The sequence below is a fragment of the Enterococcus sp. DIV1421a genome (assembly GCF_051711025.1).
Lineage (GTDB): Bacteria > Bacillota > Bacilli > Lactobacillales > Enterococcaceae > Enterococcus_B > Enterococcus_B hirae.
Map to the genome: position 1 here is coordinate 2,324,565 of NZ_JBIOLU010000001.1, position 13,757 is coordinate 2,338,321.

The 13,757-nt window shown below is 38.1% G+C and carries 11 protein-coding genes; 2 read left to right on the forward strand and 9 right to left on the reverse strand.

Annotated elements, in window-relative coordinates; translation table 11 throughout:
- Window positions 1–244 precede the first annotated feature (244 nt).
- Genes IGK21_RS10540 through opp3b form a run of 5 tightly spaced genes read right to left on the reverse strand, consistent with a single transcriptional unit; the run spans window position 245 to window position 5,264 of the window.
- On the reverse strand, window positions 245–1,252 hold the full coding sequence (locus IGK21_RS10540; protein ID WP_034700625.1) for an RNA-guided endonuclease TnpB family protein: 1,008 nt from the start codon (window positions 1,250–1,252) through the stop codon (window positions 245–247).
- Window positions 1,253–1,265: 13 nt separating this feature from the next.
- Complete coding sequence (locus IGK21_RS10545; protein WP_010720784.1) at window positions 1,266–2,222, reverse strand: ABC transporter ATP-binding protein; 957 nt, start codon at window positions 2,220–2,222, stop codon at window positions 1,266–1,268.
- Window positions 2,197–3,273, reverse strand: a complete 1,077-nt coding sequence (locus tag IGK21_RS10550; RefSeq protein WP_010720785.1) for an ABC transporter ATP-binding protein — start codon at window positions 3,271–3,273, stop codon at window positions 2,197–2,199. The genes IGK21_RS10545 and IGK21_RS10550 overlap by 26 nt, the downstream gene beginning before the upstream one ends.
- A gap of 5 nt (window positions 3,274–3,278) precedes the next feature.
- Window positions 3,279–4,322 carry an ABC transporter permease gene (locus IGK21_RS10555; RefSeq protein ID WP_010737155.1) on the reverse strand — a complete coding sequence of 348 codons (1,044 nt, stop codon included), beginning with the start codon at window positions 4,320–4,322 and terminating at the stop codon, window positions 3,279–3,281.
- A complete protein-coding gene (gene opp3b / locus IGK21_RS10560; RefSeq protein ID WP_010720787.1) occupies window positions 4,323–5,264 on the reverse strand; it encodes an oligopeptide ABC transporter permease in 942 nt (313 codons plus the stop codon). It lies immediately after the preceding gene.
- Between the two features lie 83 nt (window positions 5,265–5,347).
- On the opposite strand from opp3b, the gene IGK21_RS10565 reads away from it, so the two are divergent.
- Window positions 5,348–5,692: a DUF3899 domain-containing protein gene (locus tag IGK21_RS10565; RefSeq protein ID WP_010720788.1), complete on the forward strand. Its 345-nt coding sequence runs from the start codon at window positions 5,348–5,350 to the stop codon at window positions 5,690–5,692.
- Between the two features lie 79 nt (window positions 5,693–5,771).
- Here the strand turns inward: IGK21_RS10565 and IGK21_RS10570 are convergent, their stop codons facing one another.
- Together IGK21_RS10570 and IGK21_RS10575 are read right to left on the reverse strand one after the other, a co-directional pair.
- The gene (locus IGK21_RS10570; protein ID WP_438719360.1) at window positions 5,772–7,436 is read right to left on the reverse strand and encodes a peptide ABC transporter substrate-binding protein; all 1,665 of its coding nucleotides are present in this window, start codon (window positions 7,434–7,436) and stop codon (window positions 5,772–5,774) included.
- 353 nt (window positions 7,437–7,789) lie between these two features.
- Window positions 7,790–8,338 carry an aminoglycoside 6'-N-acetyltransferase gene (locus IGK21_RS10575; protein ID WP_034700626.1) on the reverse strand — a complete coding sequence of 183 codons (549 nt, stop codon included), beginning with the start codon at window positions 8,336–8,338 and terminating at the stop codon, window positions 7,790–7,792.
- 668 nt (window positions 8,339–9,006) lie between these two features.
- On the opposite strand from IGK21_RS10575, the gene IGK21_RS10580 reads away from it, so the two are divergent.
- Window positions 9,007–9,618, forward strand: coding sequence for a hypothetical protein (locus IGK21_RS10580; protein WP_034700628.1), 612 nt, complete (start codon window positions 9,007–9,009; stop codon window positions 9,616–9,618).
- A gap of 251 nt (window positions 9,619–9,869) precedes the next feature.
- On the opposite strand, the gene rlmN is transcribed toward IGK21_RS10580, so the two are convergent.
- Complete coding sequence (gene rlmN / locus IGK21_RS10585) at window positions 9,870–10,943, reverse strand: 23S rRNA (adenine(2503)-C(2))-methyltransferase RlmN (protein WP_010737151.1); 1,074 nt, start codon at window positions 10,941–10,943, stop codon at window positions 9,870–9,872.
- A 250-nt stretch (window positions 10,944–11,193) separates the two neighbouring features.
- Window positions 11,194–13,635 (reverse strand): DNA translocase FtsK, encoded by a 2,442-nt coding sequence (locus tag IGK21_RS10590; RefSeq protein WP_034700630.1) that lies wholly within the window; start codon window positions 13,633–13,635, stop codon window positions 11,194–11,196.
- Window positions 13,636–13,757: the final 122 nt, after the last annotated feature.

Here is a 13,757-nt window from a genome sequence, read left to right on the forward strand (position 1 = left end):
TGATCAGTCACCCATTAATGACCATCTGATGGATAAATACTTCTCATAAATAAGCCGAAGAATTACACAAAAGCAATGCTTTTGGTATTCTTCGGCTTATTTTAGAGGTTAGCCAGAAAGGTCATTACCTCCTTGTTTGGTTTATCATAATTAGTGAGCTTTTCTTGAGAAGAAAATTCCTAGAAACAAAAACAGCAAGTGTTTTTTATCAACAAGGCGATCCCTAGCGCTCCTACCAGTTCATTTATTCAAAAATCACTTGTTTCCCGATTTTTTCTAGTTCTAGACTTTTTTTAATCACTAAAGGATCGGTTTGTTCATTCATATTAATCAAAATCAACGTTTTATTATACCAGTTTGCTTTATACCTCAGCTTAGTCACTAATTTATACCAATCTTGAAGTGAGAAGTCTGACAAGAAAGTTTCATTAGGGACAGCTTCTACAAACAAATAGTCATAATAACGAATCAATTTGCCAGATAACTGTTCCAAATAATTTTCTTTTTGAAATTTTTGTTTTAAATAAAGATCCATTACTTTACGCTTTTGTTTTTGATAGTTCTTCGATCGTTCCAAACGAGCTTTTCGTTTCTGAGCTGCCCGTCCCTTAATCCCTAATTTTCTCTTAGCCAGCTGCATTTCTTTTTCAGTTTTTTTCAACAATGGTAATGGTACATCAACTGGAGAGGATGTCTCGATTAGTTTTTGCGGATCATAAGCCACACCGATCCAACGACGAGACTCTGTTATTTCTTTCGCTGAAACCTCACAGAGTAAAGAAACATAAAAAGCTTCATTATACCGTGAGGAGATCGTCGCTGAACGAATCTCTCCTTCGATCGGTCGATGGAGGTTTACCTGAATGAGTTCTTTCTGTTTTGGCAGTTTTAGATACTTATCTTTCAAATAAATTGTGCCTTTTTGATTATTTGTTGTATAAGACTGCCACATACTTTTTTTATTTTTCAATTTTGGAAAACTGGCACGTTTTTTAAAATAATTACGAAACGCACGATCTAGATTTAGTTGTGCATTCGCAAGCGCTAAGCTGTCTGCTTTTTTTAAAAAATCATATTGCTTTTTTAAAGAAGCAGGAGTCAGTGTATAATCGATGACACCTGTTTTAGCGTAGCTTTCCTGACGGGCTTTTAGTAAGTGGTTATACGTAAAACGAACACAGCCAAAATTTTGAACAAACCATTGCTTTTGTGAAGCCGTGGGATAAATTCGGAATTTAAAGGCTTTTAGCATCAGCACTTACCTCCTAAGACGTCACAAGTAAGCTCGCTTCTTTTTGCCGTTTCAATTTTTTTGCGTAATAAGCCACTTCTTGCTCTGTCGCATAGACAAAATGCTCTGGGGCAATTTCTCTTAATGTCCGTTTTTGCCCATCTTCTGGTTCTGGTTGATACTTGATTCTTTTCCGCTGTCTTTCATGATCGGGATCTGGTAGTGGAATTGCAGATAATAAACTTTCCGTATAAGGATGAACCCCATGGTGGTAAATCTCATCACTTGTTCCCATTTCCAATAAACGACCGTTGTGCATGACACCGATCCGATCACTGATATGTTTGACCATGGATAAATCATGAGCAATGAATAAGTACGTTAGTTGTTGTTGTTTTTGCAGATCCTGTAATAAATTGACCACTTGTGCTTGAATCGATACGTCTAAAGCCGAAATCGGCTCATCACAAATAATAAAACGAGGGTTAACTGCTAAGGCACGTGCAATCCCAATCCGTTGTCGTTGTCCACCTGAAAATTCATGAGGATAACGTGTACCATGGCTCGGATTCAATCCTACCGTTCGAAGAAGCTCATCCACTTTTTCTGAACGTTCTTCAGGAGACTTGACCAATCCATTGACATCGATCCCTTCTGCAATGATGTCACGAACTTTCATTCGGGGATTCAATGATGCATAAGGGTCTTGGAAGATCATCTGAACCTCACGGCGAAACTTAGCCATTTCTTGTTTTCCTTTTAGCTTGGTGACATCTTTTCCATCAAAGAAAATCTCGCCATCGGTCGGTTCATTTAAGCGAATGACTGTCCGCCCAGTGGTTGATTTACCACTACCTGATTCACCAACTAAGCCAAAGGTTTCCCCTTCATAAATATGAAAGCTAATATCATTGACTGCGTGAACTTCATTTTTCTTTCCAATATTGAAATATTGTTTTAGACCATTAACCTCTAGCAGTTTTTTTGGCATTCGTCATCCCTCCATTCGCTTTTTGCTTTTCTTCAAAAATCGCCCAACGACGTTTGATTTCTTCAGGTGGCTCTACTTTTGGTGCTTGAGGTGCTAAAAGCCAAGTTGCTGCTTGATGTGTTTTTGATAATTCAAAAAATGGTGGTTCTTCTTCTGCATCAATCTGCAGGGCATATTCATTCCGTGGATAAAAGGCATCGCCTTTAGGTGGATTCAATAAATCAGGTGGTGAACCTGGGATCGCATAAAGTCGTTCATTCGCACTATCTAAGGTCGGCATCGAACCTAACAAGCCCCAAGTGTAAGGATGTTGCGGATGATAAAAAATTTCTTCCGAGGTACCGACTTCAATGATCTTTCCGCCATACATCACCGCTACCCGATCCGCTACATTTGCTACTACACCTAAGTCATGTGTGATAAAGATAATCGAGGTATCGATTTTCGTTTGGATTTCTTTTAGCAGTTCTAAAATCTGGGCTTGAATCGTAACATCTAATGCAGTTGTTGGTTCATCAGCGATCAAGATCTCCGGGTAACAGATCAACGCAATCGCAATGACGATCCGTTGCCGTTGTCCTCCTGAAAATTGGTGAGGATAACTGTTGATCCGTTTTTCAGCCTCAGGAATCCCGACTAAGTTTAGTAATTCCAATGCTGCTTTTTGTCCTTCTTTTTTCGAAACTTTATTGTGTTTTCGCAAGGATTCAGCCACTTGTTTCCCAATCGTCATCGTAGGATCGAGAGAAGTCATTGGATCTTGGAAAATCATTGCGATTTCTTTCCCACGAATTTTTTGCATGGCTTTTTCTGATTGATCGACAATATTTTTTCCTTTGAATAAAATCTCGCCCGAATCGATCGTAGCATTACTTGATAACAATCTCATGATACTTCTGGTAGTGACTGATTTCCCACTACCAGATTCTCCAACAATTGCTAGAGTCTCGCCTTTGTTTAAATGAAAATTGACACCACGGATCGCTCGGACTTTCCCAGCGTACGTATCAAATGAGATTTGCAAATTTTTAACTTCAAGAACTTTTGTCATATTCCTCACTCTTTCATTTTAGGGTCAAAGGCATCACGTAATCCGTCCGCTAGTAAATTGAAGCCGATCATGATAACAGACAACGTTGCCGCAGGGATCCATAATAGATATGGCAGGTACAAGAAAGTTTTATAGCCATCACTCAGCATTGTTCCCAATGAAGCAGATGGTGGCGTTAGCCCCAATCCAATGAAACTTAAAAAGGCTTCAAAGAAAATTGCCGATGGAATACTAAACATCATTTGAATAATGATTACACTGGAAATGTTCGGTAAAATATGTTTGAAGGCAATTTTCAATTTCGATTCACCTAATGTCATACCAGCTAACACATATTCTTGATCTTTCAGTTTCAGGGTTTGCGCTCGAACGATACGAGCCATCGGAATCCAGTTCGTGATCGCCATTGCTGCCACGATGGAAAAAATACCTGGTTCAAAAACAACCAACATTAAAATCATGACTACCAGATTAGGAATCCCAGATAAGATCTCTAAGAAACGTTGCATTCCGTTGTCGATTCGTCCGCCTAGCAGACCAGAAATCAGCCCATAAGCAACACCGATCGTCACATCTAATAATGCAGCAATAAAAGCGATCAGTAAGGAAATTCGTGTTCCCATGAATAGCCGACTTAATACGTCACGTCCTAGACCATCCGTTCCTAAAAAGAAATTCACATTTGCTGGAACATTTGCTTGGGCATATTTATCGACTAACTCACCACCAACCATCGCTTTTCCATTCAATCCATCGATATTTAACCCTGGAATACGTGGGGGTAGATTGATGTAATCAATATTTTGTGCTGTTGGGTTGTGTGGCGAAACAAAGATCGTAACGATCGAGATCAAAATGATCACTGATAGTAAAATCATCGAAACGACTGCAGCTTTGTTTTTCTTTAAACGTCGCCAAGAATCTTGAATGAAATTTAGCGATGGAGCTGCAATTTGTTCTCGTTCTTCTTCAGTGTTTTTTTGTAGCGGAAGAAATTTATCTGCAGGAATATCTGCTATTGTTTCATAACGTTTTGGTATCAGTTCCATCTAGCTTCGACTCCCTTCTGAAACACGGATTCTTGGATCAACTAAACCATACAGCAGGTCAACGACTAAAATCACAAAGATCAACATAAATGAGTAAAGGATCGTTACTGCCATGATCGTTGGATAATCATTCGTCGTGATCGATTTAACGAATTGCTCACCAATACCGGGGATGGCAAAAATGTTTTCGACTACTAACGAACCAGTCATCAAAGCAACTGCTAACGGTCCTAACAATGTCATTAATGGGATCAAACTATTACGAAGACCATGTTTAAAGGCGATCTCCCAACGGCTTAATCCTTTGGCTCTCGCTAATTCCACGTAATCGCTGTGTAATACTTCGACCATTTCTGTTCGGATAAAACGAGCTGAATCGGCTAAAGGTGACATAGCCAATGCAATGGTTGGAAGGATCGTATAAATGAAGCCGTCCCATTTAGCAATCGGCAGTACATGCAAGCGGATCGCAAAAATATATTGTAATAAGACTGCAAAAACAAAGTTAGGGATCGAGCGACCCAAAATAGCAACCAACGTGGAAGAAGTATCTGCCCAAGTGTTTTGCTTCATTGCTGAAATCGTTCCTAAGATCGTACCGATCACTGTTCCAAAAATAATCGCTTGTAGTCCTAGTTGTAATGAAGGACCTACTCTACCAGCTAATAAATGAGCGACAGGCTGATTTTTAAATTGGAAAGAGATACCGAAATCTCCTTGAAGTAAATTTGACAAGTAAATACCATATTGGACGATCACAGGTTTATCCAGTCCAACTTGTTGATTCAACATAGCGATCGTTTCAGGACTCAAGCGCTCTTGGTTGGTATAAGGTGTTCCTGGTAATAATTGCATTAAGAAGAACGTGATTGTGGCAATCAACCAAAGCGTAATGGCCATAAAGAAGACACGTTTCAATACATATTTTAGATAACTATTCACTAATGTTTCCCCCTAGCTTTTGACTTCTGACAAATGTTTCGCTACATTATTAATGAATGAACCAAAGATAAAGGAGCAAACTGATGAAAAAGAAGTCTCTTCCCTACCTGATTGCTGGTGTCTTGATTCTCCTGATTATTGTAAAAAATAGTTTGAATCATCAACTAACACTCACTCAATTATCAAATGATTTATTTTTATGTGCGATGCCGTTTTTGATTATCGGCGGATTTTTATGGGTTTTTTCCTCGGGTTTCTTTGATCATTTTCAACGATCGATCTATTTAGCCCGAACAAGAAACCGCAAGAAAAAACCAGAATTTTCTTCACTCTCGTCTGCCAGCTATGGTATGTATACCTTTTGGCTGATCATTGCCGGAATCTTGCTTGCTCTTTCTATCGTGCTGGTGATTTTTTCGTTTCTATGATACGTAACCTTTAAAAAGTGGAGAGAGATTAAGACAACTGCCTTAATCTCTAGTCCGCTTTTTTTGTCTTAATGTTTGCCTATTCTTCTACATAAGTCCATTTGTAATCCCATGAAGCTCCTGCAGCGTGATGGACAATTCCTTTGATTTTTTCATTGACTAAGTGTCCTTCAGCTTTTTGGTAAACTGGGATCACACCCATATCATCTGCCATGATTTTAGTTGCTTCTTGTAGATCCGCCCAACGTGCTTGCTCATCGCCCGCATCTTTATTCCCTGAGTCATCTACTACTTTGTCGTAGTCCGCATTACTCCATTGTCCACGGTTATAAGAGTTACCTGCAACAAATAGGTCCGTAAAGCTGCTTGGATCAGCATAGTCTGCTGCCCAACCGCCTAATACAGTATCAAAATCTCCTGAAGACGAACGGTCTAAACGAACAGAGAATGGGACTGGTGTTGGTTTAACTTTTACGCCATCTAAATTTTCTTGGATTGAGTTTTGGATATACTCGATCACTTTTTTCGATGCATCATCATCTGAAGCCATCAAATTGAATTCAAGGGAATCAATGCCAAGTTCTTTTTTCGCTTTTTCCCAATATTCTTTTGCTTTGTCTTTATCGTAAGAAACAAGTTTGCCTGCTTCTTTCGCAAAATCTTCATTTGTTTCTGGATTTTTAGACATATCCGCTGGGATCAAGCCAGTTGACACAACCGATCCATCTCCTAGAACTTGTTTCACTAACGCATCACGATTGATTGAGTATGAAATAGCTTTTCTTAAGTTGACATTTTTAAATGGTGAATCAGCTTCACGTTGGTTCAACTCAATATAGCTCGTACGTGCTTCTTTGACTGACGTATATGCTGGATCATTCGCATTTTGTTGAGCGAGTTCCCCTGAAAGGATGACGTCATCTGCTTGTCCGTCTTTAAAGAGATTCAACGCTGTAGAAGATTCTTTGACCACGCTAACTTTGATTTCAGATAACTTCACTGCATCTTTATCCCAATAATTATCATTTTTCTTGTATGACCATTCAGTATCTGTCCCTGGTCCGTCAAAATCTGTTAAGGTAAACGGTCCATTGTATACTGCTTTATCACTTGCTGAAGCGTAAGCATCACCGTTTTCTTCCACCACTGATTGTTTTTGCGGGAAGAATAATGGGAAAGCAAGTAAATATTGGAAGTATGGCGTTTGTTTCGTTAATGTAATTTCTAATTCATGATCGCCTACTGCTTTGATTCCTAATTCTGATTTATCTTTTTTGCCTGCTGTGATTTCTTCTGCATTCGCTACTGGAGCAAAAAGATACGCATATTCAGAAGCTGTGGCAGCATCCACTGTACGTTGCCAACCATAAACATAATCAGCCGCAACTACTGGATCACCATTGGACCATTTAGCGTCTTCACGCAATTTGATCTTGTAAGTCAACCCATCTTCACTAACTTCTGCCAGCTCACTCGCTCCTGCTGGTTGTGGTTTACTATCCTTATCTAAACGATAGATTCCCTCATACACATTATTTAATGCAGTAAAACTAATTGTATCCGTTGCTAACGATAAATCTGCTGTTGGCATTTCTTGAGGTACGACTAAATTGAATACTCCGCCTCCATCTGTAGAGTTGCCACTCGCTGAATTACTACTTTTTGTATTTGCACTTCCGCCATAACAGCCTGCAAGTACCAGCCCACTCAAGGCTACAACACTAAATGCCCATTTCTTTTTCATTTCCCGTACCCCTTTTGTCGAAATTTTCAGAATAATTAGTTTTTTCTGAGTTGTTTAAGAGTTTAATGAATAATTATTAAAAAAGCAATACTTTTTTCTCGGTTTTTTTTTAAATAATGTCATTATAGTGAAATATTTATTGTTCTTTTCTGAAAATACACTTATTTTATAAGGTTTTATTTCTACTTGATAAAAAAATAAAATAATTTTCATCAAAAAAAAATAAATCGTAAAAACAGCTATAATGTTCGGATTTAGCTCATAAAAAGATTATAATTTTTTATTCTAACAAAAAAACACTAATACTAGAGAACAAAATGGATCGTTCATTTCTCTAATATTAGTGTCTTAATTTATTCCGTTGGCTCTCTTTTGGCCACTCGTTTTGCTAACCAAATATCAGGCTGGTTCCACCCATTCGCATCTGGGATCACACCGATGATCTGATAGCCAAGTTTCTCATAAAATGTATAGGGATGATGATTGATATTTTTGATTTCTTGTAACTTTGCAAAGGTATCTTCAAATAAATCCGTTTCAACTAAATTTGTTTGTCCTTCAACATCATCTGTCCCTAGATAGATGACCAGGCCACCATATGAAGCGACTTCTTTTTCCAGATAGGAAACCAATCGTGTCCCGATTTGTTGTTTGCGATGCGCGCTTGCTACTACCAAAGGATGTAACTCCCACCCTGTTTTGCCATATTGAGGGATCGCTCCAACAAAACCGACCAATTCCTCCCCTTCAATCGCCGATACAGCAATCCGTTCTGGAGCCATCAACTGTTCGACTTCTTTCATCGGCTCTGTTCCATACTCATCAGGCCAAGTCAATCTTAAAAGATCTGCAAGCTGATCTCGCAAGACAATATTCTCACGATCAAACTCACTGATAATCATCGCTATCCCTCCCTTTTCTGCCTATTTTAGCAGTACTAGAAAGAAAAAAGAAAAGTTTATGCTTAAGGTCGTGAAAAGAGCGGTTTGCCCTGAGTATTAAGGATGAAAATCTCGAAACAGCTTTTCATGTTTTGAGATTTTTTGACTTAATACCGAAGGGCAGCTCTTTGAACGCCGTGGATAAGGTCGTGAAAGAAGCGTTCAGCTCCGAGCGAATAAGAGAGGATTTTTTAAAATAGCTTCTCATATTTTAGAAAATCATCGCTTATTGCTGAGGAGTTGCTTCTTGAACGCCGTAAAGGAGGTCATAACAGAAACGATTTACTTTAAAATTTTGCTTTTTTAAATAGATAATAGAAAACGAAATATCAATTTTTATGTTTAACTCTCTCGAAATAAATAAAAATACATATAAGCATCTTATAATAAATAAATACCAGACCCAACATTTCAATACATTTCGTTATTTTTTATAATTATAATAAAGAAATATTGTATATAAAAGTTGACAAAAATTTAATTTAAAAATAAAAAAATTTAAAAAACAAATGATATAAATATTATATTTTAATAAAAATTAAATACTGATTTAATGTATAAATATGTATATTCTATTAAGATTATTACAACAAGTGCTTGTTACCAAAAAAATAGGAGAGTGATTATAGATGGAATTACATGTATCAAGAAATTCAAAATTTTTTTGTTTGGCAATGTCATTTTTGATGGTTTTAAATCTACTGATTAGTACAGGTACAGTTGTTTATGCCAACGAGAGTACTTCCCCTGAAGAATTTCAAAAACAATTGAGTATGGATATCAAAAATAATCGATTACCCCTATTATCTGAGGATCAAAAGCAAATAGAAATCAACAAAATTGCTAAAGAGCTAGCGTTTATGTTTGAAAAAGCACCAATAAAAAATAGTGTTGGTGAAGTTATCGGAATTAATTTCACTAGAATTGAATCACAATTTCCTGAACAAATTAACTCAAATTCATATTATCTATTTAAGCAATTTTTCGAAAATGAACGCTCCATGCATGAAATCGATTCTATAAATGGAAGAGGCTTTACCGATTGTATGGGCAAGAGTATTAAAGAGTATGTAGGAGATACGATCTATATGAGTCTAACTGCTGGTGGATTATGGGCATTGATCCAGAAAAAAGCATGGCAAGAAATAGCTGCTCTTGTTTTTGAAGTAGCTGGTGCCGAATTTACCATCCCAGTAGTAGTTGCTGCTTTAGGCTTAATGAGTATCAAATGTTTGGTATAATGAATAATAGAAAGTTTCTGATATTTTTATCATTATCAATCATCTCAAGTCTCGCTGTCTTGAACGTGACAAAAGATATTCTGTATGCATTATCCTGTTTTGTTCTCTCATGGATATTGTATGGCATTGGGATGAACCGCAAGAACAAACAGTAAATTGAGGTTCTAAGAAAACTCAGCAAAAGACGACAAAGCATAAGGCTTTGTCGTCTTTGTTGTTTCTTCTCCATAGATGCTGGATATTAGCTAATGCTATTTAGTCGTTGCTTTTTCTTTTTTCATTTGTTTACTCCGTAATTGACCACACGCAGCGTCGATATCTGTACCGTGTTCTTTACGGATCACGCAATTGATGCCATTCTTTTTCAATACATCATAAAATTTCAGCACATCTGCTTTAGGACTGCGAGAGTATTGGTCATGTTCACTGACTGGATTATAAGGGATCAAATTCACATACGTTAATTTCTTTTTGTCTTTTAATAGATCCGCTAATTGTTGTGCATGCTCCGGACGATCATTGACTTGATTCAACATGATGTATTCAAACGTGATTCGTCGATTGGTTTTTTCAAGATATTCATCTACTGCAGCCATCAATTTTTCAATTGGGAAACTCCGATTGATCCGCATGATGGAGGTCCGAATCTCGTTATTTGGTGCATGTAATGAGATCGCTAAATTGACTTGCAACCCATTATCAGCAAATTCTTTGATCTTATTTGCCAAACCACTTGTTGAAACAGTAATGTGTCGTGCGCCAATTGCCAACCCTTTGGCATCATTGATGATGTGTAAGAAGTTCATGACATTATCATAATTGTCGAACGGTTCGCCAATGCCCATCACAACCACATGGGACACTCTTTCTCCTTCTTGTCGTTCATCAAAATAGTGTTGAACCATCATGATCTGTGCCACGATTTCTCCAGCTGTCAAATCTCGATTCTTTTTTAACAGACCACTTGCACAAAAAGTACAACCAATATTACAGCCGACTTGTGTCGTCACACATACAGATAATCCATATTCTTGTCTCATCAAGACTGTTTCGATCATATTTTTATCTGGTAATTCAAATAGATATTTGACTGTGCCATCCGTTGCTTCTTGAACCACTATTTGTTTTAACGGATTGATCACAAACTGATCCGTTAACTTTGTTATCAAGTTTTTTGACAAGTTGGTCATTTCGGAGAAGTCTTTGACACGCTTTTGATAAAGCCATTCCCACACTTGGGCGGCACGGAATTTTTTTTCGCCGTTTTCTAAAAACCAATTGGTTAATTCTTCGATTGTTAAACCATAAATGGATTGTTTTTCCAAAATCGTTTCCCTCTTTTTTTCAAAGTATCGCTACATACTATAACTGATTCTAACAACTAATGCAATAGTTCACAAAACAAAGATACCAAATCTTAGGCTGTTTATGAATGCTCCTCCTTTTTTAGCTATCGTTTTTTTGATTTTTATGAATAAGTGATCAATCTCATAAAAAAACCGAAGAACACCCAAAATTACTTTTGGCGTTTCTTCGGTTTCATTGTTAGAACTGACAAGCACATACGCACTTTTTCTATGTTTCGTGATCCGTTGGCATCATATCCATTGGTTCTTCGACTTGCTCAATGAAGACTTTTCTTGGCTTACTTCCTTCTGAAGGTCCTACTACGCCATGCGCTTCTAATTCATCGACTAAGCGTGCTGCCCGATTATAACCAATTCTAAATCTTCTTTGCAATAATGAAATACTTGCTGTCTGCATTTCAATGACAAGTGCTTTAGCTTCTTCAAATAATTCATCTTGTGGTTGTTCTGCGGTACCGCCTGATTCTACTTCATCAGAAGGCATCATTTTTTCTTCATAATGTGCTTCTTGTTGATCTGTTACAAAGTTGACCACTCGTTCTACTTCGTGGTCAGAAATAAACGCACCTTGAACCCGTATCGGTTTGTTTTCACCCATTGGCAAGAAGAGCATATCCCCACGTCCGAGAAGCTTTTCCGCACCATTGGAGTCAATGATCGTACGTGAGTCCGTTCCACTTGAGACTGCAAATGCCATACGAGAAGGAACATTCGCTTTGATGATCCCTGTGATAACATCCACACTTGGACGTTGGGTCGCTAAAATCATATGGATTCCCGCTGCCCGTGCCATTTGTGCCAAACGAATAATAGCATCTTCGACTTCATTGCTGGCAACCATCATCAAGTCAGCTAATTCATCCACGATCACCACGATAAATGGCAAGGTAGGATGTTTCGTTCCATTTTCCAAGTTTTTTTGTTGGACAAATTCATTATAACCAGTAATATTTCTAACACCAGTAGCAGCGAATTTTTCATAACGTTCTTCCATTTCTTGAACAACTTTCTGCAACGCTTGAGCAGCTTTTCTCGGGTTAGTCACAACTGGCGTCAAAAGATGAGGAATCCCATTGTACATGTTCAATTCCACCATTTTGGGGTCGATCATCATCAATTTGACTTCATGGGGTTTTGCTCGCATCAAAATGCTGGTAATGATCCCATTGATTGCTACCGATTTCCCACTACCTGTCGATCCGGCTACTAATAAGTGAGGCATTTTAGAAAGGTCTGCGGTTTGGACTCGCCCAGAAACATCTCTTCCTAATGGTACTTCTAACAGCTTATCTGGATGATTGGGTTGCGCTTCGATGATTTCTCTAAATGACACCATGCTGATCTTGCTATTCGGTACTTCGATTCCGATCAATGATTTACCTGGGATCGGTGCTTCCATCCGAACATCTTTAGCCGCTAATGCTAATGCAATGTCATCCGTTAAACTGACGATTTTACTTACTTTGACACCCACTGCTGGTTGGACTTCAAATTTTGTCACAGAGGGTCCTAAACTTGCTTTAACAACTTTCGCATCTACGCCAAAACTTTGAAAAGTTTGTTCCAAGACTCCGATATTTTTCTCGATTTTTTTATACTCGTCACTTTGATCCGTCGTTTTTACTGAATCGAGTAAATCGATTGACGGTAACTCATAATCTTGATTTTCCTGCTCTGCTTCGATTTCAAATTCTAATGCTGTCCCATCATCTTCTAAGCTCTCTGCTTCTAACGGTTCAGATGCAGTAGGCGTTGTGACCGTTGGCTCTGCTTTTGGCATATCCATTGTCGCAGATGGGACAGTTCCTTGAAAACTATCGATCGGTACAAAACTGAGTTGTTCTGGTTCATCATCTGCTATTTTTTCATAAGAAGGCGCAGACTTTGCTTGTTGTTCAGCGGAACGACGTTTTTCCAGCTCAGCAATCTCAGCTTCTGCCGCTTCTTTTGCTGCTAATTTTTTCTCTTCTCGTGCTTTCGCTCGTTGCTTTTGCCGTTCTTCTTTCGCCGCTTGTTTCTTCGCTTGCTTTGCAGGATCTCCTTCCAGCAGTTCTTGCATTCGTTCTCCCATCACTTGCAAGCTATTGACTAATTGATAGCCTTCGATATTGCTAAATAAAATTGCACCACTTATTAATAATAAAATGGCAACAAAGTAACTACCAGGTTGAGCAATCAAGAAATACGTAAAATTATAGAGTGCTGCTCCAACCATCCCACCACCAACATTACTGCTGACTCGAGCATGCTGGATGTCACTTGCTAACAGATCCCAAGTGGTTCCTAGAATGTTTGGTTCGCCACTATGGAGTTTTCCGAATAGATGGGCATGTAAAAAGAGAAGAATTCCTAAGTAAAAAAGAATGCCTCCAAACCATCGACGGCTTTTACCGATTTTAAAATCGGTATTTTTTACAACGACCCAAAAACCTAAAATAGCTAATAATATACAGAGAAGCTGATAAGTGTTCCCTGCAATGATCCGAAAACCATTTGCCACTAAAATACCTAAAAAACCTAGTTTTAAAAAGCCAAATACGGCAAATAAGATCAATGCAAATCCGATACTGATCGCAAGAAGTTGTTCCTGCTGCTGTTGTTGCTTTTTCGTCTTTTTCTTTTTCTTTGCAGGACGTTTTTTCTTTGCCATTTTTATCCCTCATTTCATCAAGTTCCATTATACAAAAAAAAGCGAGGGAACAAAAGTTTTGTTTCTAAGTTTAAAGTTTTTCTTTTCGAACACTGTATTTATGCCAAATACTTTAAGAAACT